The 26,093-nt window shown below is 34.5% G+C and carries 24 protein-coding genes, 1 other RNA gene and 1 pseudogene; 16 read left to right on the forward strand and 10 right to left on the reverse strand.

Annotated elements, in window-relative coordinates:
* Positions 1-117 precede the first annotated feature (117 nt).
* The 10 genes from ACIGAM_RS15860 (at position 118) to ACIGAM_RS15905 (ending at position 11,984) form a co-directional block, all read left to right on the forward strand.
* Entirely contained in the window at positions 118-1,164 is a 1,047-nt protein-coding gene (locus tag ACIGAM_RS15860) for a putative zinc-binding metallopeptidase (protein ID WP_396512452.1), read from the forward strand.
* 9 nt (positions 1,165-1,173) lie between these two features.
* Entirely contained in the window at positions 1,174-1,740 is a 567-nt protein-coding gene (cyaB, locus tag ACIGAM_RS15865; RefSeq protein WP_396512453.1) for a class IV adenylate cyclase, read from the forward strand.
* A gap of 129 nt (positions 1,741-1,869) precedes the next feature.
* A complete protein-coding gene (locus ACIGAM_RS15870) occupies positions 1,870-3,690 on the forward strand; it encodes an OstA-like protein (protein ID WP_396512454.1) in 1,821 nt (606 codons plus the stop codon).
* A complete protein-coding gene (locus tag ACIGAM_RS15875; RefSeq protein ID WP_396512455.1) occupies positions 3,691-4,887 on the forward strand; it encodes an aspartate aminotransferase family protein in 1,197 nt (398 codons plus the stop codon).
* A gap of 110 nt (positions 4,888-4,997) precedes the next feature.
* Positions 4,998-6,395, forward strand: coding sequence for a tetratricopeptide repeat protein (locus tag ACIGAM_RS15880; RefSeq protein WP_396512456.1), 1,398 nt, complete (start codon positions 4,998-5,000; stop codon positions 6,393-6,395).
* Positions 6,396-6,432: 37 nt separating this feature from the next.
* Complete coding sequence (locus ACIGAM_RS15885; protein WP_396512457.1) at positions 6,433-7,413, forward strand: DUF368 domain-containing protein; 981 nt, start codon at positions 6,433-6,435, stop codon at positions 7,411-7,413.
* The gene (locus tag ACIGAM_RS15890) at positions 7,403-8,419 is read left to right on the forward strand and encodes a DUF368 domain-containing protein (protein ID WP_396512458.1); all 1,017 of its coding nucleotides are present in this window, start codon (positions 7,403-7,405) and stop codon (positions 8,417-8,419) included. The genes ACIGAM_RS15885 and ACIGAM_RS15890 overlap by 11 nt, the downstream gene beginning before the upstream one ends.
* Before the next feature lie 78 nt (positions 8,420-8,497).
* Positions 8,498-9,229, forward strand: coding sequence for a shikimate dehydrogenase family protein (locus ACIGAM_RS15895; RefSeq protein WP_396512551.1), 732 nt, complete (start codon positions 8,498-8,500; stop codon positions 9,227-9,229).
* Positions 9,230-9,314: 85 nt separating this feature from the next.
* Positions 9,315-11,345, forward strand: a complete 2,031-nt coding sequence (locus ACIGAM_RS15900) for a DUF349 domain-containing protein (protein WP_396512459.1) — start codon at positions 9,315-9,317, stop codon at positions 11,343-11,345.
* Between the two features lie 12 nt (positions 11,346-11,357).
* Positions 11,358-11,984, forward strand: a complete 627-nt coding sequence (locus tag ACIGAM_RS15905; RefSeq protein ID WP_396512460.1) for a class I SAM-dependent methyltransferase — start codon at positions 11,358-11,360, stop codon at positions 11,982-11,984.
* Positions 11,985-12,034: 50 nt separating this feature from the next.
* Here ACIGAM_RS15905 and ACIGAM_RS15910 read toward each other — a convergent pair whose 3' ends face one another.
* The 5 genes from ACIGAM_RS15910 to ACIGAM_RS15930 all read right to left on the reverse strand — a co-directional run bounded on the left by ACIGAM_RS15910 (position 12,035) and on the right by ACIGAM_RS15930 (position 16,590).
* Positions 12,035-13,054: a hypothetical protein gene (locus ACIGAM_RS15910; RefSeq protein ID WP_396512461.1), complete on the reverse strand. Its 1,020-nt coding sequence runs from the start codon at positions 13,052-13,054 to the stop codon at positions 12,035-12,037.
* A 234-nt stretch (positions 13,055-13,288) separates the two neighbouring features.
* On the reverse strand, positions 13,289-13,825 hold the full coding sequence (locus ACIGAM_RS15915) for a 1-acyl-sn-glycerol-3-phosphate acyltransferase (RefSeq protein ID WP_396512462.1): 537 nt from the start codon (positions 13,823-13,825) through the stop codon (positions 13,289-13,291).
* The gene (gene kdsB, locus ACIGAM_RS15920) at positions 13,825-14,580 is read right to left on the reverse strand and encodes a 3-deoxy-manno-octulosonate cytidylyltransferase (RefSeq protein WP_396512463.1); all 756 of its coding nucleotides are present in this window, start codon (positions 14,578-14,580) and stop codon (positions 13,825-13,827) included. The genes ACIGAM_RS15915 and kdsB overlap by 1 nt, the downstream gene beginning before the upstream one ends.
* Before the next feature lie 8 nt (positions 14,581-14,588).
* Positions 14,589-15,152, reverse strand: coding sequence for a DUF4126 domain-containing protein (locus tag ACIGAM_RS15925; protein WP_396512464.1), 564 nt, complete (start codon positions 15,150-15,152; stop codon positions 14,589-14,591).
* A 4-nt stretch (positions 15,153-15,156) separates the two neighbouring features.
* Positions 15,157-16,590 (reverse strand): ATP-dependent RecD-like DNA helicase, encoded by a 1,434-nt coding sequence (locus ACIGAM_RS15930; protein WP_396512465.1) that lies wholly within the window; start codon positions 16,588-16,590, stop codon positions 15,157-15,159.
* A 116-nt stretch (positions 16,591-16,706) separates the two neighbouring features.
* On the opposite strand from ACIGAM_RS15930, the gene ACIGAM_RS15935 reads away from it, so the two are divergent.
* Genes ACIGAM_RS15935 through ACIGAM_RS15950 form a run of 4 tightly spaced genes read left to right on the forward strand, consistent with a single transcriptional unit; the run spans position 16,707 to position 19,104 of the window.
* Complete coding sequence (locus ACIGAM_RS15935; RefSeq protein ID WP_396512466.1) at positions 16,707-17,354, forward strand: hypothetical protein; 648 nt, start codon at positions 16,707-16,709, stop codon at positions 17,352-17,354.
* Entirely contained in the window at positions 17,344-18,141 is a 798-nt protein-coding gene (locus ACIGAM_RS15940; protein WP_396512467.1) for a DUF3822 family protein, read from the forward strand. Before ACIGAM_RS15935 ends, ACIGAM_RS15940 begins: the two co-directional genes overlap by 11 nt.
* Entirely contained in the window at positions 18,138-18,674 is a 537-nt protein-coding gene (gene rsmD / locus ACIGAM_RS15945; RefSeq protein WP_396512468.1) for a 16S rRNA (guanine(966)-N(2))-methyltransferase RsmD, read from the forward strand. Before ACIGAM_RS15940 ends, rsmD begins: the two co-directional genes overlap by 4 nt.
* A 46-nt stretch (positions 18,675-18,720) precedes the next feature.
* Positions 18,721-19,104 (forward strand): hypothetical protein, encoded by a 384-nt coding sequence (locus tag ACIGAM_RS15950; protein ID WP_396512469.1) that lies wholly within the window; start codon positions 18,721-18,723, stop codon positions 19,102-19,104.
* On the opposite strand, the gene rnpB is transcribed toward ACIGAM_RS15950, so the two are convergent.
* An RNA gene (rnpB, locus tag ACIGAM_RS15955) (RNase P RNA component class A) lies at positions 19,104-19,427 on the reverse strand. The genes ACIGAM_RS15950 and rnpB overlap by 1 nt on opposite strands.
* 181 nt (positions 19,428-19,608) lie before the next feature.
* Between rnpB and ACIGAM_RS15960 the strand changes: the two are divergent.
* Positions 19,609-21,353 (forward strand): annotated as a pseudogene (locus ACIGAM_RS15960) (DNA polymerase III subunit gamma/tau).
* Positions 21,353-21,934, forward strand: a complete 582-nt coding sequence (locus ACIGAM_RS15965) for a tRNA-(ms[2]io[6]A)-hydroxylase (protein WP_396512470.1) — start codon at positions 21,353-21,355, stop codon at positions 21,932-21,934. Before ACIGAM_RS15960 ends, ACIGAM_RS15965 begins: the two are co-directional and overlap by 1 nt.
* 71 nt (positions 21,935-22,005) lie before the next feature.
* On the opposite strand, the gene ACIGAM_RS15970 is transcribed toward ACIGAM_RS15965, so the two are convergent.
* From ACIGAM_RS15970 to ACIGAM_RS15985, 4 genes are all read right to left on the reverse strand, one after another.
* Complete coding sequence (locus ACIGAM_RS15970; protein ID WP_396512471.1) at positions 22,006-22,545, reverse strand: porin family protein; 540 nt, start codon at positions 22,543-22,545, stop codon at positions 22,006-22,008.
* A 70-nt stretch (positions 22,546-22,615) separates the two neighbouring features.
* Entirely contained in the window at positions 22,616-23,515 is a 900-nt protein-coding gene (locus tag ACIGAM_RS15975; protein WP_396512472.1) for a Ppx/GppA phosphatase family protein, read from the reverse strand.
* Between the two features lie 2 nt (positions 23,516-23,517).
* Positions 23,518-25,602, reverse strand: a complete 2,085-nt coding sequence (ppk1, locus tag ACIGAM_RS15980) for a polyphosphate kinase 1 (RefSeq protein ID WP_396512473.1) — start codon at positions 25,600-25,602, stop codon at positions 23,518-23,520.
* Positions 25,602-26,087: a SixA phosphatase family protein gene (locus ACIGAM_RS15985; protein ID WP_396512474.1), complete on the reverse strand. Its 486-nt coding sequence runs from the start codon at positions 26,085-26,087 to the stop codon at positions 25,602-25,604. The genes ppk1 and ACIGAM_RS15985 overlap by 1 nt, the downstream gene beginning before the upstream one ends.
* Between the last annotated feature and the right edge of the window lie 6 nt (positions 26,088-26,093).

Consider the following 26,093-nt stretch of genomic DNA (forward strand, 5'->3'; position numbering starts at 1 on the left):
CTTCGGATTTTTTTTGTTCTAATTTTCTGAAAACCTTCACAGTAACGCAATTTTCATTGCTTTACATTTGTTCCTAAATTTATAGACAATATTCAGTCAACCATAGATAACAGGCTTATGAAAATTTTTCAATGTTCTAATTGCAATAATCCCATTTACTTTGAGAATACCTCTTGCGAAAAATGTGGAAACAGTCTAGGCTACTTAAATGAATCTGAGGAGATGCTTTCTTTTAATGATGACAAGAAACCTCATTTAAATGATACAGAACTCACATATTGCGCAAATTTTAATAATGATGCGTGTAACTGGCTTGTTGGCGTTGATATTGAAAGTGATTACTGCGAAGCTTGTGCTACAAATCACATGATTCCTAATATAAGTATTCCTGAAAATAAACTGGACTGGCAAAAAATTGAAGCTGCTAAACGTAGGCTATTTTATAGTTTACATAAATTGAACCTCCCTACAGAATTTATAATTGAAGGAGAACCTCTAAATCTGACCTTTGACTTTTTAGCACCTTTAGCTAATGATCCTGATGCTGTTAAAACAGGTCACAGTAATGGTTTAATTACGCTAAACATTCAAGAAGCAAATGCTGCACATAGAGAATATGTAAAAGAACAGTTGCAAGAGCGTTATCGCACACTTCTGGGTCATTTTAGACATGAAGTGGGTCACTTTTACTGGGATGTTTTAATTAAGCCTAATGAAGAGATTCTAAAAGAGTTTAGAACTCTTTTTGGCGACGACACTCAAGATTATGGTGAAGCATTACAAGAGCACTATAAAAATGGTGCACCATCAAATTGGAGAGAACACTACATAAGTTCATACGCAACTATGCACGCCTGGGAAGACTGGGCAGAAACCTGGTCTCACTATATGCATATGATGGATATGCTGGAGACATCATACAATTTTGGCCTAGAAATAGATCCCGAACTTAAAAAGGTGACTAGCTTAGATGTGAGTTGTGATTTTGATCCGTATGATGAAGCTAAAATGGATAAAATTATTAAGCATTATCTACCGCTTACCTATGTTGTGAACTCGCTAAACAGAAGTATGGGTCACGCAGATGCCTACCCTTTTATATTGTCAGAACCGGTGATTCAAAAACTCACGTTCATTCATAAAGTTGTAAATCTTAAAAAATAAAATAAGTTTATGTATGAGGTTGAATTAAAGGCTAAGTTAAAAAATTATGAGTTTACTAAAACCCAACTCATAAAGCAGAATCCCGTATCAACCTATCGTGCAGAATATTATGATCGATATTATGATTTAAATAATGCATTAAATAGTACGGAACAAGAACTTAGACTACGTACAAAAACTGTTATAGAAACTACTGAATCTAAGCATTTTTTGACGTTTAAAGACACCCCTTTTGATTTAGAAAGCAAATCAAAACAAGAATATGAAACTCAGGTATTAAATCCTGAAAACACAAATGCAATTGTAAAGCATCTAGGATACTCAAAAACACTATCCTACACCAAGCATTGTGAAATTTTTAATTTTATTTATGAGGGCTTTCAATTAGAAGTAGCTTTAGTAATGTTTGATAACTTAAAAGAGGCCTTTTTAGAAATTGAAATTTTAACACCTTATCAGAATAAAACTGATGCTGTTTTTAAAGTACTTCACAATTTTTTAGAAGGTGTAAATATTACAAAAGACCAACTTACAACCGCTTATTATGTTGATCTATTTAAAAAACGCGATAATTGAGCTTGATTAAAATTTGACCTATAATTCTAAAAGACCATAAATAAGCCTCGTAAATTGTGTTATTCAATAATACATACCCATGATACAATCTACGGCAGTTTTTCCGTTATATTTGCATCAAAATTAGCTATGCCCATTTTTTTTAAAAATGTTATTCTAACTACCGTATTTCTTATTACGATTAGTGCTTTCGCCCAAAAGGGAAAAGAATTGAATATTCAATCTGATATTGAGCAGATTGACGAAGCAAAATACCCCGGAGCCATTGTCATGTACAAAAGTACCAAGCAAGTTTATATTCAACATGAGGGTATTGAAATGTGGTGTGATCTTGCCTTTAATTATAAAGATGAAAACTTTGTAAGAGCAATTGGTAATGTGCGTATGAACCAAGGCGACACGATTACCATGCGCAGCAACTATGCAGAGTACAACGGTAACACACAATTTGCATGGGCTTCTGGCGGTGTTAATTTAAAGACACCTACCGCGACCGTAGATACCGATACGCTCTACTTTGACCGCATCAAACAACAAACTTATTATCGCAGCGGCGGAACACTTCGGGATACGGCAAGTGTTATTACAAGTAAAATAGGACGCCATTTCCTGGATCAGGATAAATCCTCGTTTATTCAAAATGTGGTGGTCACCAATCCTGAATATGTTATTGATAGTGATCAGCTTGATTATTATTCTAAAGCGGGTATTGCTTACCTCTACGGTCCGTCAACGATCACCAGCGAAGTAAGCACGGTTTATTGTGAGCGCGGCTATTACGACACGCGCAATGATAATGGTTATTTCGTAAAAAACTCGCGTATAGATTACGATAATCGTACGGTGTATGGAGACAGTTTATACTTTGATAGACCTACTAATTTTGCATCAGCGACTAATAATATTCGGGTTATAGATACCGCAAACAAGAGTATAATTAAAGGTCATTATGCCGAAGTTTATAAGGCTAAAGATTCTGTTTTTATAACTAAACGAGCAGTAGCAATTACTGTTCAAGATAAGGATTCTATATACGTTCACGGCGATAGGCTTGTCGTAACCGGTATTCCTGAAAAGCGAATCGTACGCGGTTATTACAATGTACGCCTTTTTAAAAGTGATCTTAGCGGAAAATCAGACTCGATACACATTAACCAGCAAACCGGTCTCACCCAGATGATAGGCAGGCCTATTTTGTGGAGCGGTTTAAGCCAAATGACTGGTGATAGTATTCATCTAAGAAGCAATACTGTCACAGAAAAACTAGACTCTTTACACGTTTTTAAAAATGCATTTTTAGCCAAGCAAGATACGATACCGCTATCTGACACCCCTTCAAAAAGAGGTTACAATCAGGTTAAAGGAGATGATTTATATGGTACCTTTTTAGATAATAAATTGCATCAATTAGATATTATAAAAAATGCCGAAAGCATAAATTATATGCGTTCTGACGATGGCATTTTACAAGGTATTGATAAAAGTAAATCTGCATCAATAACTGCAATACTTGAAAATAATGAACTAATAGAAATTACTAAATGGCGACAAGTAGATGGTGATGTGTTTCCGCTTTCAAAATTTGAAAAAGAAGCTCGTGAATTTCCTGGTTTAAACTGGAGAGGTGACGAACGCTTATTAACTAAAGAAGATATTTTTAAAGGCGAAGCACCATTTACACTTACTAAAATTGAGGGTATACCCCTACCCGAGATTGAAGAAGACTTTTTTGACAACACAATACCAGATAATAAATTAGGCATTCCGAGCGCGTCTCAGTTAGACCCTTCAGATTTTAAAAATCGTGAAGAAGATTCACCTTCAATAGGGTTACCTGTAAATGATAAAGCAACAATAAAACAAGATTCTATTGCACCTAAAAAACCTGCAAGTGTCTTAAAAGAACAGCTGCCTGTTAAAGCAAAAGATTCTACTCAAACAGAAAATTAAATGAAAGCTGATTTTCTTAAATATCAGGCTCAAACGAGCCCCTTCCCGCTTGCTCTAGAAGTTTCCCACGCAACGGGTTCTTATATATACGATACCTCTGGAAAAGCTTATCTTGATTTTGTTGCGGGTGTTTCCGCAGTAAGTGTAGGCCATTCTAACCCCGAAGTTATTAGAGCTATAAAAGAACAATGTGATAAGTATTTACACGTAATGGTGTATGGAGAATATGCACAAGACCCTGCTGTAAAACTTACACGGCTTCTGGCAGAAAATTTACCAGAACCCTTAGAACAAACTTATCTTGTAAATAGCGGGACTGAAGCTATAGATGGCGCCATTAAACTTGCAAGGCGTGTAACAGGAAGAACCGAAATAATAGCAGCTAAAAAGGCGTATCACGGCAATACCTTTGGCGCACTTAGCTTAATGGATTTTGAAGAGCGTGTAGCTCCTTTTAGACCCGTAATAGGTGATGTTTCATTTCTTAACTTCAATAATTTTGAAGACTTAAACCTCATAACCGAGCGGACTGCCGGCGTGGTCTTGGAAACCATACAAGGTGGTGCCGGTTTTATTCAACCAGAAAGCGGCTGGCTTAAAGCCGTCAAAAATCGTTGTGAGCAAGTAGGCGCATTACTAATTTTAGATGAGATACAACCGGGTTTTGGTCGTACCGGTAAATTATTTGGTTTTGAAAATTTTGAGGTAATTCCTGATGTAGTTGTTATGGGTAAAGGTATGGGGGGCGGAATGCCTATTGGGGCTTTTACCGCCTCAAAAGCGCATATGCAACTACTATCAGAAAACCCTAAAATGGGTCATATAACAACATTTGGCGGCCATCCTGTCATTGCGGCAGCGGCTTTGACTACTTTAAAATTAATACTACAAACCTCATTAATGGAACAAGCTTTAGAAAAAGAAAAGCTGTTCCGGTCATTATTAAAACATAAACTTATAACAGAGGTACGCGGCAAAGGATTAATGCTAGCCGCGATAACAACCTCCGAAGCTATTACAAATGATGCTGTACTTATGGCTCAGGATGAAGGTCTTATTTTATTCTGGCTTCTTTTTGAAGGAAAAGCTATACGTATAACGCCACCTTTAACAATCTCAAATCAAGAAATTGAAAAAGGATGTCATATATTACTTAAGGTCTTAGACAAAATTGCGACTAAAAAAGCCAAATTGTAGATTTGGGCTTAATTGTTGATTATTTTGTTAACAACAATACTAAAATTGATTGGGGCTATACGCGTTCCTTTTTACTTTTATGTTGGCAGAAATTTTTAAAAAAACCGTGTATGAAGTTTAATCAAGAACACGAAGAAGATAATTTCCCACTCACCCGTTTTGAATCTATGTTAAAGACAAATGATGTTCTTTTCTTCGATTCGGATGATTTTGAAAATATTGTAAACCATTACCTCGAAAATGGTAAAATTGCTTTGGCAAAAAAAGCAGTTAAGCTTGGTCTTGACCAGCATCCCTCATCTTCAAACCTCAAATTATTTAAGATAGAAATTTTAATTTTTGAAGAAAAGCTTGAAGATGCAGACCGTTTACTTGCAGAATTGTATGAATTAGAGCCTCAGAATGAAGAGGTTTATATTCAGAAAGCAAATATATATTCTAAACAAGATGATCATCTCAAAGCAATTGAGCTTTTAGAAATTGCTTTAGAACTTACCGATGACGATGCAGATATTTATTCCCTCATAGGTATGGAACATCTGTTTATGGATGATTATCAAAATGCAAAAATTAACTTCATGAAGTGTATTGAAGTTGATGAAGATGATTATTCTGCGCTTTATAATGTTATTTATTGCTTCGACTTTCTAGAACAACATCAGGAAGCGATAGATTATCTAAATATGTTTTTAGATAATAACCCGTATTGTGAGGTTGCCTGGCATCAGGTAGGCAAGCAATATTTTGATTTAAAAAATTATCAAAAAGCGTTGGCAGCTTTCGATTTTGCTATTATAAGTGACGATACATTTATTGGTGCTTATTTTGAAAAAGGAAAAGTACTTGAGAAATTAGGTAAATACAATGAAGCTATTGAAAATTATCAAATCACATTAGGACTTGATGACCCTACTTCTTTTGCATATCTACGTATGGGTAAGTGCTACCAGAAATTACATGCAGATGACCTTGCTATAACCTACTTTTTAAAAACTGTAAAAGAAGATCCGCTATTAGATAAAGGATGGATTGCAATTACTGACTTTTATACTAAAAAGATGGATTATCAAAATGCGCTTTATTACATCAATAAAGCCATTAATATAGATGAAGATAATGTGTTGTACTGGAAGCGATACGCTAAAATAAATAACCGTCTTAAGTTTTATGAAGAAGCAGAACGCGGTTATAGTAAAACATTAGAATTGGGTAATTATGAACTGGATACCTGGTTGACTCGTTGTGATATTTTAATCAATTTAGGTGAGCTAGATACCGCAGTTCAAAATCTTATAGAAGCACAAGCTTTTTATTCTGAATCTCCAGAGATTGAATATCGACTTTCTGGCCTGTATTTTACTTTGGGAGATGATGATAAAGGCCATTTTCACCTAGAGAATGCATTAAAAATAGATACCGAGTTTGATATTATTTTGGAGGAGTTATTCCCTTTTGCTTATGCTAAAAGATCTGTGCTAGAAAAAATAAAGCGCGCCAAGAATTCTTAATTGTTTTCTTACATTTGAGGCATAACCAATACAGCCAATGTCTCAAAACAGATCACTGCTTAACTATGCGGTAGTTACTTTAAAAGGTTTAGCTATGGGTGCTGCAGATGTAGTTCCTGGAGTCTCAGGAGGTACGATAGCATTTATTGCCGGCATTTATGAAGAACTTATTGCTACAATAGATAAACTTGATGTTTCTTTCTTTAAATATTGGAAGAAAAACGGATTTTCTAATGCAGCTGAAGAATATAACCTTAAATTCTTAGGAGCGCTCTTTCTTGGTGTCGCAATAAGTATCCTATCGCTTGCAAAACTTATAACCTATTTACTCGAAGAACAACCACTTCTACTGTGGGGTTTCTTTTTTGGTTTGATTGTAGCAAGTATCGTTTATATAGGGAAACAGATAAAATCATATTCTATAGGTGTTTTTTTAATAGGCATTGTAGGCATTGCTTTCTCATATTATATCACAATTGCAGAACCTTTAAGTGCAGGAGCCAGCAACTGGTTTATTTTCTTAAGCGGTTTTATCGCAATCATTGCTATGATTTTACCGGGAATATCAGGCTCTTTTATTCTTCTTCTATTAGGGTCGTATAGCATAGTATTAGGTACCGTTCGCAATTTTGTAGATGGTTTAATTGCAATGGATTTTGCAATCATAAAAGATGCAGCTTTTAAATTGCTTCTTTTTATGTTAGGATGTATTATAGGTTTGAAAGCTTTTTCAAAAGTACTTACATACCTATTTAAAAATCATCAAAATCTAACGCTAGCCCTACTTACCGGTTTTATGATAGGTGCGCTTAATAAAGTTTGGCCGTGGAAAGAAGTACTCTCTTACCGTACAAATTCTCACGGTAAAGAAGTTGCGCTATTAGAAAAAAGCATTCTACCTCAGAACTTTGAAGGTGATCCACAAATAAGTATGGTTATTATCTTAGCAGTAATAGGCTTTTTGACTATTTTCTTACTTGAACGTTTTGCCAATTCTAAACAAAAGAATGGAATCTAAACACCGTACTCTTTCAGATAAAATCTGGCTGGTTCTAAAAGGTCTTGCCATGGGCGCGGCTAATAAAGTACCGGGCGTATCTGGAGGTGTGGTCGCTTATGTTGCTGGTTTTTATGAAGAATTTATTTACTCACTTCAAAAAGTAAATAAAACAGCCTTTAAATTACTTCTGGGAGGTCGTATTAGAAGTTTTGCGCGATATGTAAATGGCAGGTTTTTATTCTTACTAATTTTTGGAATGATCATTAGTTATTTTAGCGTATCAAAAATACTTGATATCGCAATTGAGCAATATCCACTATATGTATGGAGTGCGTTCTTTGGTATGATTATAGGAAGTGTTTATATAATAGCTAAAGACTTTAATGAATGGTCTCGTGCTAACCTCGTCATTTTATGCTTAGGTATTGTCGCAGGTATAGGCATAAGTCTATTAAAACCTGCAACTCAAAATGACAATTTAATTTTTGTTTTCTTTTGCGGTATAATAGGTGTTTCGGGAATGACCTTGCCCGGTCTTTCGGGATCGTTTATACTAATTTTGCTGGGTAATTATGTTTTACTACTTGTAGATTCAGTAAATGCACTATTTGATACAATTTCAGAGCTCATACGCGGTGACTTTTCGTTTATCAGCAACCCATTTAGAATACGTTTATTAAAAGTAATGGCAATTTTTACTTTAGGGTCTGCAACGGGATTAGTCACCTTATCTAATTTTTTAGCATTTCTTTTAAAAAGGTTCAAAAATCAAACTAATGCTGCTATAATAGGTTTTATTACCGGCTCCTTAGGTGTTGTCTGGCCCTGGAAAAAACCCATATTTGAAACAAATGCTTTGGGAGATGTAAATTACGATCGTGTGGGTGATCCTATTCTAACCAATTATGATCGATTTATACCCACTCACTTTTCTACTGAAAATATAATCGCCACACTCTTTATTTTTATAGGAGTAGTAAGTGTTATGGCGCTAGGTAAATACGGGGAAAACACCCGCGCCTAACTAAATAAAAAGGGTATCTTTGACATTTAAAGCATAATTAATTACTTGTAAAAACAAGGCATAATTTTAGTAATGTATATGATTAAGTTAGGGCTAATAGGTAAGAATATTGATTATTCTTTTTCAAGAGTTTACTTCAATGAAAAATTCAAAAGAGAAACAATTGAGGGAACTTATTCTAATTTTGATTGTGAATCTGCCGAAGAAATTAAGGAGCTTTTTCAGAACAGGAAAGACTGTCTTGGGTTTAATGTAACAATCCCCTACAAACAAACTGTGGTTCCATTTCTTGATGAGATGAATAAGCATGCTAGCGCTATAGGTGCTGTAAATACGATTAAGCGGCAGCAAAACGGTAAATTAAAAGGTTTTAATACAGATTATATAGGATTTAGAAAATCGCTACAGCCATTTTTACAACAAAAAAACCACAATCACGCATTAATATTAGGTACAGGAGGCGCATCTAAAGCAATTGCTTACGCCTTAGAATTAGAAGACATCACTTATAAATTTGTATCACGTACTCCTAAAAAAGGACAATTCTCATACAACGAGCTTAACGGAGCTATTTTATCAAAATACACACTTTTAATAAATACTACACCGGTAGGAACCCATCCTAATATTTCAGAATGCCCTAAACTCCCTTATCGTGTGCTTACAAAAGATCATTTGCTTTACGATCTGGTATATAATCCTGCCGAAACTCAATTTTTAAAAAATGGTAGAGAGCAAGGTGCTAAGACCGCTAACGGTCTAGAAATGTTAAAATTACAAGCCGAAGCCGCCTGGGAAATTTGGAATTAACTCCTGTCAATTATGGGTCTCTTGCTATTTGAAGAGTTAATAGTATCTTTAACTCAATAAATTAAGCACCTTAACATTGAAACAAATGTCTGAAGAAAACAAAGCATCTAAGACCGAAAAGCAAACCGAGGAGATCAAAGATAAAGCTTTGAAACCGGAGTCTTCTGAGAACGCTAATCCCGCAAATGATAATCAACCAGAGCACGCTGCTGAAAATCAGAATGATGAGCTAACTACTGAATCTATAGCTGTTATACAAGCTGCTAAAGGCTCAGAAGATGATGAAGACTTTGTAGTTGAAGAAGAGGATGATGAGGAAGATAATGGCGATCTGGAAGCAGCTCTTAGCAAAGATGTAGAAGATGAGAGCATTTCAGAACGTGATACTATTCCGCATAAAGATTATGATAGCCTAAGCAAAGAAGAACTCATTAAAGAATTTAAAAATCTTCTAAATAATTACAATGTTCAGGCTATTAAAGAGCATGTAAATGACTTAAGGTCTTCCTTTATCTCAAAATTTGAAGAAGAACAAGACGAAGCTAAAGATAAGTTTCTTGAAGAAGGAGGTAATATCATCGATTTCAGATATTATAGTCCGTTAAAAAAAGACTTCAATTCCCTGTATTACGAGTACCGTGATAAGCGCAACCATTATTATCAAAATTTAAAGAAAGATCTTAACGCTAATTTAGAAATGCGTACTGCTCTTATTGAAGAGCTAAAGGATTTAAAGAACGAATTAGGCGGTGAAGATAGCATCAACACCACCTTTGATAAATTTAAAGATATACAAGACCGCTGGCGTAATGCGGGTAACATCCCACGTGACCGCTATAATCTAGTTTGGAATAACTATCACCACCACGTAGAAAATTTCTATGACTTTTTACATTTAAACAGAGAGTTTAGAGATAAAGATTTTAAAGACAACTTAGATAAAAAAATAAAGCTTATTGAGCAGGCTGAAGAACTTACTAAAGAGTCTGATGTAAATAGAGCCTTTAAAGAGCTGCAGATGCTTCACAAGATCTGGAAAGAAGAGATAGGCCCTGTATCTAAAGAGTACAGAGAAGAAATCTGGGAAAAATTTAGCAATGCAACTAAAAAAATCCACGACGCACGACAAGATTACTTTAAAAATATTGACAAGATTTTCGAAGAAAATTTAGAAAAGAAAGAAGAAGTTATTTCTAAAATTGAAGCAATTGCTGCAAAACCACCTACATCACACGGTGGCTGGCAAAAGCAGATGAAAGAAGTAAATACATTAAGAGAATCCTTTTTTGAAATAGGTAAAGTACCTAAAAAAGATAACGAACCTACCTGGAAGTCATTTAAGAATGCTACCAGAGAGTTTAATCATAAAAAGAACGGTTTCTACAAGGACCAAAAGAAAGAGCAATACGATAACCTTCAGAAGAAAAATGATCTAATACAATTAGCTGAGGAGAATAAGGACAATGAAGATGTACAGTCAACCATCGACTTAATGAAGCGTATTCAGGCAGATTGGAAAAAGATAGGACACGTACCTAGAAAAGACAGTGATAAAATATGGAAGCGCTTTAAAAAAGCCTGCAATCACTTTTTTGATCGTCTTCACGCCGAAAAGAACGAAATTCTTGAAGAAGAAAAAGTTAATCTTGAAAAGAAAAGTGCTCTTCTAGAGAAAACAAGAGCTATTAAACTTGAAGGTACTCCTGAAGAAAACCTCAAAGAAATTAAAGCCATTATTAAAGAATGGAAAGATACAGGTCGTGTACCTCATTCTAAGAAAAGCATAGATCAAGATTTTAATAAAGTTTTAGACGGCTTATTCAAAACTTTAGATCTCAGCAGAAAAGATGCAGAACTTATTAAATATGATAACCGCGTTGCTTCATTGGCAGATCAAGACGGGGATCATGCACTAAATAAAGAGCGCTTTTTTATAACTAAGAAAATTGAAGAAAGTAAAGCTGAAATAAATCAACTAGAAAATAATCTTGGTTTCTTTCAACACGTTGCTGACGACAATCCTTTAGTTAAAGAAGTACACAAAAATATAGCAGAGCATAAAAAGACGTTAGAAATCTGGAAGGCCAAATTGAAAAAGCTGAAAACACTTTATTAATCTACTTAAGCTATGCACTGTCTGCTTTGTAATCACAGCGCTGATTTTTTGGGTAGCTTTCAAAATAGAAACTATAACAGATGCACCTATTGTGCATCTGTTTTTTTAGATACCTGTGACCTCCCGACCTATATTAAAGAAAAAGAGCGTTATGATAAGCATGAGAATACTTCAGATAATAGTGGATATTTAAATTTTCTTAAGCCACTTCTCAATGCTGTTTCTAAAGATCAAAATAAAGAAAAGAAGGGATTAGATTTTGGATCTGGGCCTAATCCTGTACTTACCTCCTATTTGCAGGAGAATGGATACCAAATAAAGCCTTACGACCCTTTTTATTCAAATGATATTTCCCTTTTAGATTACACTTATGATTATATAATTTGCTGTGAGGTAATAGAACATTTTCATAATCCTAATTTAGAATTTACTAAGATACGTGCGCTCTTAAATCCTGATGGCAAATTATACTGTAAGACTAATATGCTATCTGATTCTATTAATTTTGAAAACTGGTGGTATAAGAATGATTTTACTCACACTTTTTTCTATACTGAAAAGGCATTACGGTTTATAAAAGACAAATTTGGCTTTGAAGAACTCAACATATTTAAAGAATATTTTATTTTTAAAGCATAAAAAAGCGCGGTCATTGACCGCGCTTTAAAATTTATTAAATCTGTAGAGATTTAGTTTTTGTAAAGGTATAATGACGATACACCAGATAGCATATTATTTACTACCGGAGTAGCAGTACCAGAGGTATTGCTAGATACCGAAGTAAAAGCTAATACTCTACCTCCACCATTTGCAAGCTCTGCAACATAAGCAGCATCTGCATCTGCATCATAAACCACATTTACAGGATTACCAAGTAGCGTAGAAGCACCAGCTATACGTACTTGATCTGTAAGTGCTAATGTACCACCATTAGCTACCGCATTAAATTTAGAGGTAAAGTTAGTAATTACGTGTATGGCTCCATCAGTATCAAAATCTGCTGCTGTATTAGCCGCTTGTGCAATATCTGTCATTACCATAGTATCACCATCAAAATCAAGACCGTGAGTACGTACAATACCTTCTACAACCACTCTTTTAGAAGCAGTGATAGCTGCATCTGAAGTATTGCTTGACAAAAAGTTAGCAAAGATCGCTAATTCATTTGTAGTATCAACTACTGCATACAAATCATTGTTTACAAACTCAATACCCCAAAGTGGAAAATCAACGTTAAGTGTTCTACTTAATGTAAAACCACTATTAGTACGTTCAAAAACAAATAATCTATTATTGTTAGTTGTATTATCTGCAACTACATAAAAATTACCACTTACTGCTAGATCTCTAGGACTCTGTAAAGCTGCAGGACCGGTGATATCAACATTAAGTACCCCTGTTGCAGAAACAATATCGCTAATGCTAATATAAGTTTGTAATGATGTTTGAGTTGCTCCTCTAGATGCAATTGTAAAACTATCATCTTCTGGCGCGTAATAGATACCTTCTGCATCTGTAGCAGTTGTAGTATATACTGTAGTCTCATTAGTTAATAAATTGTATTTAGTAACGTTTCCATCTGTATGACTTGTAGCATATAAATCTGCTGTACCCGTGTTCATATTTGTATCATTGTCATCATCATCACTGCATGACGTAAATGCAAAAACACCAAGTGCTCCCAAATAAATAAGTTTTGAAATTTTCATAAATTGAATTTTAGTTTAAAATAATTTTTTGTTCATCTAATTAACGCAGAATTATTTAAAATGGTTTCAATTGATAACACGCGAAATCTTAAATCTTTTAAACCTTAAATATCAATTTATTAGCTATCAATTATTTGTAATTACAAGAGTTCTTTTCTTTACCATTATTTAAGTTATACTTATGAGTGTTTAACACTAATTTAGGCGGTTTAAACGCCAGAACTTATCTAAAAATCAACTTTTCTCAGGTATTTTACCTTGGATATCTTTAAAGAAAAGGCGTAATTCTAACATATCTTGTGATATATCACCTGTAGGATAAAATAGCGACCCTATGTGATGCTCTTTATCTTTAAAATTCATAGTGATTGGTAAAATGGGAACCTGCGCTTTTAGGGCGATATAATAAAACCCGGTTTTCCAGGTTTCTACTTTTTTTCGTGTACCTTCAGGTGACAGTGCTAATCTAAATAGCTCTTCTGTATCAAATAGTGCTGCAATTTGCTCTACTTGATTTTGACCTTTTACACGGTTTAATGGGGTACCTCCAAGGCTTCTAAAAAACAAACCAAAAGGCCACTTAAAAAGTTCTTTTTTTCCAAGGAAATTTATACGTTCGCCTAACGCTCCTCTAAATAATATACCCATATAAAAATCATGCCAGCTCGTATGAGGTACGGCAATTACAACCATTTTACTTACCTCAGAAGGAAATTTACCTCGTATGTGCCAACCTAATGCTTCATATATTTTCTTAGATAACCATCCCATTAGTTTCCATATTGAGATTTTAATATAAGTCTCGCATCTTCTAAATCTTGGGGTGTATCAATACCTATAGCCGGAGTTTCAGAAAAAACCATCTTGATGCGCTTACCATATTCTAAATAACGTATAGCTTCTATCTTTTCTGCAGCCTCAAGATTGCGCATGGGTAGTTTATAGAAATCAAGAACTGCTTGCTTCCTAAACGCATAAATACCTTTATGTTTATAATAGACAACCTCAATATCCCTATCTCTAGGAAACGGAATAGGTGCTCTTGAAAAATACAATGCAAAATTCTCGTGATCTACTATAACCTTTACATTATTAGGATTCTCAATTTCATCAATAGCTGTAATAGGAGTCATTAAAGATGCTAAATCTATATGCTCTGCTCCCTTCTCATAAAATACCGTAAGTACATTACGCATGTCTGCTTCATTAGTAAAAGGCTCATCACCTTGCACATTAACAACAATATCTACATCTAGATTCTCTACAGCTTCTGCAATACGATCACTGCCGCAGTTATGTTCTTTTTGACTCATAATAACTTTGCCCCCATTTTGTAAGATGGTTTCATAGATTAAGTTACTGTCTGTTACAACATATACATCGTCAAATAGACCTGTCTTAACAGCAGCTTCGTAAGTACGTATTATTACAGGTTTCCCTTCAAGGTCTTGCATTAGTTTACCCGGGAAACGAGAGGCCTCATAGCGCGCAGGTATCATTGCTATTATTTTTAATTTTTCAGTCATTGTAAACGTTATATATTGACTTTAGATTTTCGATTAGAAAACCATTTTAAGCATTTGTAAATTAAATAAACTACAAGTATGCCGGCAAACACAGGAATAAATATAGCTAGAATAGAAAGTAAGATAGAAACAAAATTTTCAAACGTTGCAAATAAAGGATTAGCCATGCCTAGTGTTGATGTTGAGGATACAGCTCTAACAGCAGCAGTAGAACCGGCGATAAATCCTGCTGTACCACCACCTCCAATAATCGCAAGAGACCACGAAACCCAAGGCTCAAAATCTCCCAGAGTAACAAAAAATAATATAGTAACTGCAATGCCGGCAAGAGGTACCGCTACTGTATCTAAGATATTATCAAACCAAGGTATATAGTATGCAAACAATTCTAGTAACGTAGCTACTCCTAATAAGATTAATGTCTGCAAGGAGCCCAACCAAATCCAACTTTCATTTAGATTGAGCACATCAAAATAAGCAGCGATACTCAATGCTAAAAGAGGTAAAAAAATACGAAAGCCGGCCGCTGCTGCCAGCCCTACCCCTAAGCAAATACTTATAAAAAAATCCATATTCTTAGTTTTCTATAAACATATCATCTTTAAAACCTATAAGATAAAGTTTTTTTCGAGCTCTGGTTACGGCCGTATAGAGCCATCTTAGATAATCTTTATCCATACCATTAGGAAGATAGGGCTGTTCAACCATAATGGTCTCCCATTGCCCTCCTTGAGATTTATGGCACGTAATGGCGTATGAGAATTTTACTTGTAATGCATTAAAAAACTTGTTGTTTTTAACTTTAAGAAACTTCTTATACTTAGATGTTTCGTCTGCATAATCTTTCATCACCTCTTGATATAATTGATTCCCCTCTTCATAAGATAAGGAAGGTGTTTCTGAAGTAAGCGTATCTAATAGTAAAACTGTTTCAAAGGGAGCAAGATTAGGATAATCTGTCATTTGTATTTTTACTTCAGCAAAGCGAAACCCATAAATCTCTTTTATACTGAAAATCTCCAGAATTTCAACGATGTCACCATTTGCAATAAAACCAGCGTCACTTTTAATATCGAGCCAAAAATAATTATTCTTGACCACCATAAAATAATCTCCCGGGCTTACCTCTTCTTCTTTAAAGAGAATGCGAGAGCGTATTTGTTGATTATATAAATTAGCCCGTTTATTAGATCTAACGATTATTGCGGTACCCTCATTACCATATTCTTGATAAGAATCGCCTAAAGAATCCATGATCTCGTGACCATCTATAAGACGTACCACATCGCTTTGATCACTAAGGTCAAATCTAAAATCTTCATACAAACCGTCATTGAGAAACTCGCGCATACGTGTGGCATTTTTAAGAATACCACTAGTTTCTGCCTGGCGCATCACTTCATCAAGTTCTATACTTAGCACTTTTTTATTAAACTGAAGTTCTAAGTGCCGAGCGTCAAGAGCAGGACTCAAATCCATCTTAACGGGTGGCAGCTGTGCGTTATCACCTATTAAAAGAAGTTTACACTGATGCCCACTATATACGTAAGACATTAAATCATCTAGCAAAGAGCCATTTTCAAATAATTTTGACTCTGACGCAGCATCAGAAATCATAGATGCCTCATCAACTATAAATAATGCATTGCGGTGTTTGTTTTTTTGTAGTGTAAAAGACACACCACCACCACTCTCTTTTTTAGGGTAATATATTTTTCTATGTATGGTTTGAGCAGGTTCATCACTGTAATTAGAAATGACTTTAGCAGCCCTTCCTGTGGGTGCTAATTGTATAAAAGACATTTTTATTTTCCACAAGTTCTTAACAATTGTCCCTATTGCGGTTGTTTTACCGGTACCAGCATACCCTTTTAAAAGGTAAATCGTATCATTTTTAGGATCTAATAAAAACTTACTAAGTTGTTGTAAAAGAATGTCTTGCTTTGAAGTTGGGGCGAATGGGAAATCCTTAAGAAGTAGTTTGTAAAATGCTTGATAATCCAGCTCCATAGATATTTATTGATTCGGGTAAAGATAGTAATGAATTTTTCGGGATATCCTTTAACGATTAAAAAAAAATTGTAGATTTGTCGGTAACCATTATTAAATCTAAAACCACACATCGAATGAAATTAGTATTTCAGTTAGTACTTTGGGTTGTTATCGGAGTATTAGGATACCTTCTTTTTAACTCAGTTTACGGCGAAGTTAAATTTAATGATCTTAAAGTTGTACGTTATCAAAAATCAGTTAACAAACTTAAAGACATTCAAAAAGGCCAATTAGCATTTAAACAACTTAATGGCAAATTTGCCGGTAGCTTTGATGAACTAGTTAAGTTTTTAGATACTGCAGAATTCACACTTACAGAACGTCGTGATACATTAGTTCTTGATGAGGAAGCAACAAAACGTTACCGTGTAGATACACGTAAAGAAATTACTATAATTGATACACTAGGTAGAGCATCTGTAAAAGATTCTCTATATCAAGGTACAGATCGTTACAAAACAATGATGAATGTTCCTGGTACAGATAAGCAATTTGAGATGGAAGCAGGTACAGTTCTAAAAAACGATGCTCCAATTCCTGTTTTTGAAGCTAAAGTTTCTAAAGATGTAATACTGTTTGATCAACCAAAAGATTATGTTGCTAAAGAAAAGCAAACAGTTTCTGTTGAAGGTGTAAATGGTGCTTACTTATCTGTGGGTTCTATGACCGAAATAAGTACAGCGGGTAACTGGCCTCAAAGTTACGGTGACAGTGAAGACTAATTCTCTGGTAAATCCAGAACTTAATATATTATCCATCCAAGTTAGCTTGGATGGATTTTCGTTTTATATAAATGATGATAGTTCTGCAAATAGTCAATTTAGCAGGCAGTATTCTTTTAAAAACGTTCATACTGCTGAGCACGCATTAGTAGAAATTCAAAGAATATTTGAGAATAACCCCATTCTTCACAACAACTTTAAAAAGGTTGTTGTTATCTACGCTAATGAACTTTTTACAATTGTTCCCAACCATTTATTTGACCCTAAAAATTTAACCGATTATTTAAAGTTTAATACCAAAATTTTAAAAACAGATTTTATCGTATATGATGAGCTAGATAATTTAAACCTTATAAATGTTTACGTACCCTATACAAATATTAATAATTTCTTTTTTGATCATTTTGGCACATTTACCTATTACCATAGTCAGTCTGTTTTAATAAAAAATTTACTAAAGGATGATAACAATTCTAATGAGAAACTGTTTTTTGTTCAGATAGGTTTAAGAGCGATTGATATACTTATATATCAAGGTAAAAGAGTACTATTAAGTAATCGCTTTAATTATGATACAGATATAGACTTTGTATACTATATTCTTTTTTGCTTTGAACAATTGAGTTTAAATCCTGAAGAGACCCTATTAAAACTTAGCGGAAATATTAATCTTGAAGACTCTAAGTATTCTCTACTTTACAATTACGTTCGCAATATTCAAATCGTAGAGTCTGTAGAACAGGATCAATTAAATTATTCTTTTTTAAAATACAATCTTAATTTATGAGAATCATCAGCGGAAGCTTTAAAGGTAGACGTATCACTGCTCCAAAAAAATTACCGGTACGACCTACTACAGACATGTCTAAAGAGTCGCTCTTTAATATCTTACGCAATAGATACAGTCTAACCCGTGTTAACGTATTAGATCTTTTCTCTGGCACAGGTAACATAAGCTATGAGTTTGCTTCTAGAGGAGCTGAAGCTGTTACAGCCGTTGATGGTAATAGTGGTTGCGCAAAATTTATAGAAGAAACTGCAGCCTCTTTTGAAATGAATATTAAGGTGATAAAGTCTGATGTATATACATACTTATTACGAGAGACTAATCAATACGATATCATTTTTGCAGATCCTCCTTATGATTTTGAAAAGGAACAATTTTCAAAAATTATTGAATATGTTATAGATAACAATCTGTTATTACCAGAAGGTAGTCTTATAATTGAGCATAGTAAAAATACAGATTTACAAGATCACCCTTCTTTTTTTGAAATACGTAAATACGGCGGAAGTGCTTTTAGTTTTTTTTCCAAGTAGTTTTGAATTAACTTGATAGAAAAAATAACTATTTAAGAAAATAAAAATGACGCAAAGTTTAAAAACGATTAATTTAAGTTTTTGCAAACTTACTTTCGCAAATAACTATGTGATTTCTGAGATTAATCAAGGAGTTGTTCTTACAAAAGAACTTTTTAATGAAGCAGGTTCTGTACTATTTGATCACTTTAAAGAAAATCAAAAATATGTACACATCGCTTACCGAAGGTCAGATTATAATGTAAATCCTGTAGATTATATTAATTGTTCAGACTATCCTAATATGCTTGCTGTTGCAATTGTAACTAATACTGAAGCAAAACGTAGCACCGCTAATTTTGAGAAGGCATTTTTCCCTAAGCCTTATGAGATTTTTAATACGCTAGAAGACGCAGTTAGTTGGGTAGAAAATAACATTCAGAATTTATAAAAAAAAGCAGACCTATAAGCCGGATTCTGTTCTTATTGCAAGCAATAATACCTTATCATTTATCTAGACAAATAATTACTTATTTGTTCTATCTGCCTACCCTCCGGCATCGCACGAGACGCACTTAATTGCCGGTTTACATGGCATTGCACCGCATAGAGTTTACCTGGTTTCACTACAGCATTACCTGTACATACTTTCTGTTGCACTTGTCCTTAAGTTAGTAATTGCCTACAAACTTAGACGGCCGTTAGCCGCTATGCTTCCCTATGGTGTCCGGACTTTCCTCCCTAAATACATAGAGTGATAAGGCGGTCTGCTTTGCGCAAAAATACACTTTTAAAGCCTACAAAAATTGTTTTAATCGTATTTCAAAGAAGCTGCATTGTTAATAAGAAAATTGCAAAAAAAGTAAATCTGTACTCCATATTGATTTAGCTATTTTTATCTTTGAACATCTATTAACCGAATCACTTTTCGGTTTTAAAACTATACTTTAAATCTGTGGAGCAATTCATCGTATCAGCCCGAAAATATAGACCCGCTACCTTTAAAGATGTCGTAGGGCAACAGGCTATTACTAATACGTTAGAAAATGCCATTGCTAATAATCATCTCGCACAGGCCTTACTTTTTACAGGTCCCAGAGGTGTAGGTAAAACCACGTGCGCACGTATTTTAGCTAAAAAAATTAATCAGCAGGCAGATGAGGTAGTTGATGAAAATGAAGATTACGCATTTAATATTTTTGAATTAGATGCCGCTTCAAACAACTCGGTAGATGATATACGTAATCTTATTGATCAAGTACGCATTGCACCTCAGGTAGGTCAATACAAAGTATATATTATTGATGAGGTTCATATGCTATCTTCTGCAGCATTTAATGCATTCTTAAAAACATTAGAAGAGCCACCTAAGCACGCTATTTTTATTCTTGCAACTACAGAAAAACATAAAATAATTCCCACCATTCTTTCTAGATGTCAAATATTTGATTTCAAACGAATTACGGTTAAAGATATTCGCGAACATCTTGCAGATATTGCAAAACTAGAAGGTATTACCGCAGACGAAGAAGCCCTGCACATTATCGCACAGAAAGCAGATGGTGCTTTACGAGATGCATTATCTACATTTGACAGGGTTGTAAGTTTTTGCGGAAATAATTTGACCAGAGCCGCAGTTACCGAAAATCTTAACGTACTTGATTACGATACCTATTTTGAATCTACAGATCTTATTTTAGAAAATAACATTCCACAGTTATTATTAAATTTTAATGAGATTTTATCAAGAGGCTTTGACGGGCACCATTTTATAGCAGGTCTAGCATCTCATTATAGAGATTTAATGGTTTGTAAAAATGCAGCAACCATCGCGCTCTTAGAAGTTGGTGATCAAACCAAGGCGAGATATCATGAACAAGCTAAAAAAGCAGACTTTGATTTTTTATTGCAAGCTTTAGAAACCGCTAATACGTGTGATTTAAAATATCGCACAAGTCGTAATCCCAGGCTTCTTGTAGAACTTTGCCTAATGCAAATGGCCTCTATCACTTTTGATGGAGAAAAAAAAAAGCTCCTAACTTTATAATTCCTGCATCATATTTTAAAAATGCTGAAAATGAATTAACTGTTACTGCTGCAGAGACACAAACTGATGCTACATCACAAGGAAGCATTTCTAAACCAGTCATACCTACAGAACAGAATACTCAAGAAACTAAAAAAACTCAATCTACACCTGCTAGTAAGCCGGAAACTAAACCACAAACTAGCGTAAGTTCTGGTCACGTGTCAAGTCTTTCATTAAAAGGTCTTAAGCGTAAGAAAGAAATACTTGAAAAAAAGACCGTAAAAGAAGTTGATGTTAGTCAATTACCTAAAGATCCTTTCACAGAAAATGCATTACTTGCTACCTGGAAAGAATATGTAAGCCGACTTCAAAAGAAAGGAGAAAAAATTCTAGCCTCAAATCTTGAGACAGATACGCCCACCTTAAAAGGCACTGTTATTCACTTAGAGTTCCCTAATGAGACGATGCGGGTTGAGCTAGAACGAGCCCAGCATAGCTTATTAGAGTTTTTAAAGCGGAAACTCAATAATTATGACATAACTATAGAAATCACGGTTAATGAGGCTGCAGAACGCAAATACGCGTATTCACCACGTGAAAAATATGAGAAGCTAAAAGATAAGAACCCAGATTTAGAAATTTTACGTACCACTTTTGATCTTGATATATAATGTTAGGCCTTAAACTTCCCACAGACCCAAGATGGGTTAATATAGTAGAAATGAATATTGATGATATTTTGTCTGATCACGCGTTTTGTGAGCAAAAAGCAGCATCAACAGCAATATCACTTATTGTATCTTTTCCAGAATATACAGAGCTTGTTCAAGAAATGATCGCTCTGGTAAAAGAAGAAATAAGTCACTTTAAGCTGGTTCACGATAAAATAATAGCTCGCGGTAATGCTTTGGGGTATGACCGTAAAGATGAGTATGTAAATAAACTGCTTAAATTTTTTCCTAAGGGAGGAAGTCGTACCACACAACTCGTACACAGACTACTATACGCAGCATTAATTGAAGCCCGCAGTTGCGAACGTTTTAGATTGCTATCTCAAGAATTAAAGGATCCTGAACTTAGACTTTTTTACCACAATCTTATGGTCAGTGAGGCTAATCATTATACCATGTTTTTAGGATTTGCACGCAAATATGGTGATGAAGACGAAGTCAATGCAAAATGGCAGAATTTGCTTGAATTTGAAGCTGATATAATGAAAAACCTTAGTGTACAACAGAGCATACACGGCTAGAAAATTTACATCAATAAAAAAACCAATTCAATTGAACTGGTTTTTTTATTGTTTGTTATCTGCCTTAATACCTATAGTCTATAAGCAGCAGATAGTGTAAAGTATCTGTTTTTTCCCTCTCTAGCAGAATTAACAACATCTACGAACCCAAAGTTGTAGCGAGCCTCTAGCGAAAGACCATCAATAATTTGATAACCTATACCACCTACAGCAGCAACATCATAATTTTTATATTCAAATCTGTTGAAAGAATTCCAAATTGCAAGACCTACCTGAGGACCTACGTGAACGTTAAAACGTTGTTTATTATATCTTAGCAATAAAGGTAATTGAAGATAATCAAGTTCTGCACGCTCTGCATTAGCACTACCTGCAACAGAATTAGGTTTATTTCCCTGAGCAGAGTATAATAATTCAGGTTGAAAATCTAATGAGCCACTTAATGGAATATCTGCAAAAACACCGGCAACAAAACCATAACGACTTAAAGCATCGTCGTAATCACCACTCAATTCTGAAACATTCAATCCTAATTTAGCACCATATCTTACATTTTGGCCAAAAGTAGTAGCAGAAGCTGTAATTAATAAAATAAGTAATAATTTCTTCATAATAAATATTTAAATTGGTTTCATAGATAAATTGGGCACTGCAATATTACTATAATTTTTATTTGATAGTCTAAACAACTTGATTTTTATCGTTATACAGCGATTTTATGATGCCGTCTGACAATCCTATTTTTGGAACATGTATATTTTTTGATCTACTCCACTTCATTGCCGATAGATAAATACGTGTAGCCGGTATAATAACATCTGCTCTATCTATATTTAAGCCTAATTCAGTAATGCGCTCTTCATAGTTATACGATTGTAAAAATTCGTAAAAACTTACCATATAGAAATAGGTTAGAGGCTTACCATCTTTCTTACCACTTAGTTTAAAGATTTTATTAATGTTTCCGCCAGAACCTATTAAATCTATCTTAGTGTGACCTTTTGTAACTTCTTTAATCCATGTTTCTACATCTTCCCAAACAGTATGTCCTACTAATCCTTCTAGAAGGCGCACGGTACCTAACTTAAATGATTTTGATGCAACCACTTCTTTATTACTATATAAAGTAAACTCGGTACTACCACCACCCACATCAACATACAAGTAGGATCTGTCTGAAGAGATTAGCGATTGTAAATCTGTATTTGCTATAATTGCCGCTTCGTCATTGCCATCTATGATATTAATTTTTACACCGGTTTTTTTTAATATTTGCGTAACAACATCTTCTCCATTTTCGGCTTCACGCATCGCAGAAGTGGCACAAGCCTTGTAATCAACCACTTTGTGAGAACGCATTAAAAGTTTAAAAGCTTCCATCGTTTCTGTCATACGTACGATGTTTTCTTCAGAAATACGCTTTGTTTTAAAAACATCTGCACCTAAACGAATAGGCACACGTACTAATGAACTTTTTCTAAAGAGTGGTTCCCGGCCTTCTATTTCAATCACATTAGCTACTAATAATCGAATGGCATTTGAACCTATATCTATAGCTCCATATTTTTTAAACTGAATCATATCTAGTTTAATTTATTTAAATAGTAATCATAGGTAGCAAACTGAGACCTTAACGGGGCCTCATCATTTTTACGATAAGCATTGTCTTGCAATGCCGTAATCTCACGAGCTTTTACATTATCATTCCAGCAGATAGTATACGTCTCTATAATCTCTTTCTTTACATCTGCATCATATATAGGGCATGTAACTTCTACCCTATTATCAAGATTACGCGTCATCCAGTCTGAAGATGAAATAAAAACTTTTTCATCTCCATCTTCGCCAAAAATAAATACGCGGGGATGTTCTAAAAATTTATCTACAATACTAATAAGGCTAATGTTTTCACTCATCCCTTTAACTCCCGGAATAAGACAGCAAACACCTCTTATAATCATATCTATCTTAACCCCGGCCTCGCTTGCAGCGTATAATTTATCTATAATTGAATAGTTAGAAATACTATTTAATTTAAGACGTATATATCCTTTTTTGCCACTCTTTACTTTCTTGATTTCGTTATCAATTAATCTGAAAAATGTGTTTTTAGCGTAATGCGGAGAGATTATTAAGTGCTGATAGGTGTTTACGATGTAGTTTGTATCAAAGAAATTAAACAGTTTTATAAGATCTTTTAAAATCTGTTTGTTTGCAGTAAATAGCGTATAATCTGTATATATCTTAGCTGTCTTGCCGTTAAAGTTACCCGTACTAATAAAGCCATAACGTTTCAATCTTCCTGCCTCAAGACGTTCAATCACACAAACTTTACTGTGTACTTTTAATCCCGGAACACCAAAAATGAGCTTAATGCCTTCGTCCTGCATTTGATTTGCATAGCGCATATTACTTTCCTCGTCAAAACGTGCTCGCAATTCTATTTGCACCGTTACATCTTTACCATTTTTAGCAGCATTTATTAACGCACTGGCAATGTGACTCAATTTAGCTAGACGGTAAATTGTTATTTTAATGGTTTTAACTTTAGGGTCTAAAGCTGCTTCACGCAGAAACTTAATTACATAGGCAAACGTATGATAAGGAGTGTATTGAAGAAAATCTTTTTCAGCAACCTTCTTAAACATACTATCGTTGAGACTAATGTTTTTTATCGGTAACGGCTTTTGAATGGCGTATAATAGATCTGTACGCCCTAGACTTGGGAAACCCATATAATCTTTACGGTTGTGGTAACGACCACCGGGAATGATACTGTCTGTGTTTTCTATTCCTAATTTTTGAAGCAAAAAACCTAACGTATCTTTATTAATAGCCTGATCGTGAACAAAACGTACAGGTTCTGCATCTTCTCTTCCTTTAACACTCTTAGATAATTTCTCTATAAAACTTTTTCCTAAATCAGATTCTAAATCAAGTTCTGCATCTCGGGTAATTTTAATCATATGAGCAGAAATCTCATCATACTCAAATATGCTAAATACAGATTCTAAGTTATACCGAATAAGATCATCTAAAATCATGATGTAGTCAATACCATCTACTTGCGGTAATACAACAAAACGGTCAAGTTCACTTGGTATTTCTACCAGAGCGTGAAGTGTTTTTTTAGTAATCGAATTTTTCATCGTTACCGTGAGATATGCCTCTAAATCTTGAATACGCGGTAAATCAATATCTTCATTAAGCATTATAGTAACAAGTGCAGGACTTACTTTTTCCATAAAGAAGGTTTTGATAAACTCACTATGTTCTGGATAGTGAACCTCATTTTCCTTAATTATGTATATACCCTGATCTTTTAAGCGTGAATGAATCGTATCTATTATACTTAAACTTTCTTCTTGTTGCTGAATTACAATACGTGTTATCTTTTCTAAAAGTTCATCTGCAGCATAAACTCCTAAAGCTTTACGCCCTCGTTTACCAGCTTCAACAATACGCTTAACTGTAGCGTAGCGCACCTTAAAAAACTCATCTAGATTGTTAGAAAAAATCCCTACAAAGCGCAGGCGCTCAATAAGTGGTACTGTCTCATCTGCCGACTCCTGCAATACCCGAGCATTAAATGACAACCAACTTATTTCCCTATTTATATAACGTGATTCGTCTGCTCCTAGAGTTGATGTATTCAATTTATTATCCATTAATTAAGTTGCTTAGGTTTTACATATAGAACAGTTTCCCCCTTTTTTATCGCACTCCAGTCATCAACATCAAATGTAATGGCTATAAATGCAGCGGTTGAAACATTATCTATAATTTTATTTCCGTATTGATTTACCCAGTAGGTCAAAGCATGGTTATGACCAAAAATCATAAGGCGATCTATACGATTATCACATGATTTTATGACGGTATGAAGTTGATTTCCTGTAAAGTCATACAAACGAGGATCGAGCTCCAATCGTTCTTCAGGAATGCCTAATTCTTTGAGGTATAGTACGGCCGTGCTCTTTGCACGTACAGCATCACTACTCACAATACGCTGAGGAATTGAAATTTTTTCACGTATAAAAACACCCATTTTAGCTGCATCTTCTAAGCCACGTTGATTTAATGGTCGCATGTGATCGTCAAGATCAAATTCCCAAGAGGATTTTGCGTGTCTAACCAGGTAAAGTGTTTTCATAATTAA

This window comes from Leeuwenhoekiella sp. NPDC079379 (assembly GCF_044542075.1).
Classification (GTDB): domain Bacteria; phylum Bacteroidota; class Bacteroidia; order Flavobacteriales; family Flavobacteriaceae; genus Leeuwenhoekiella.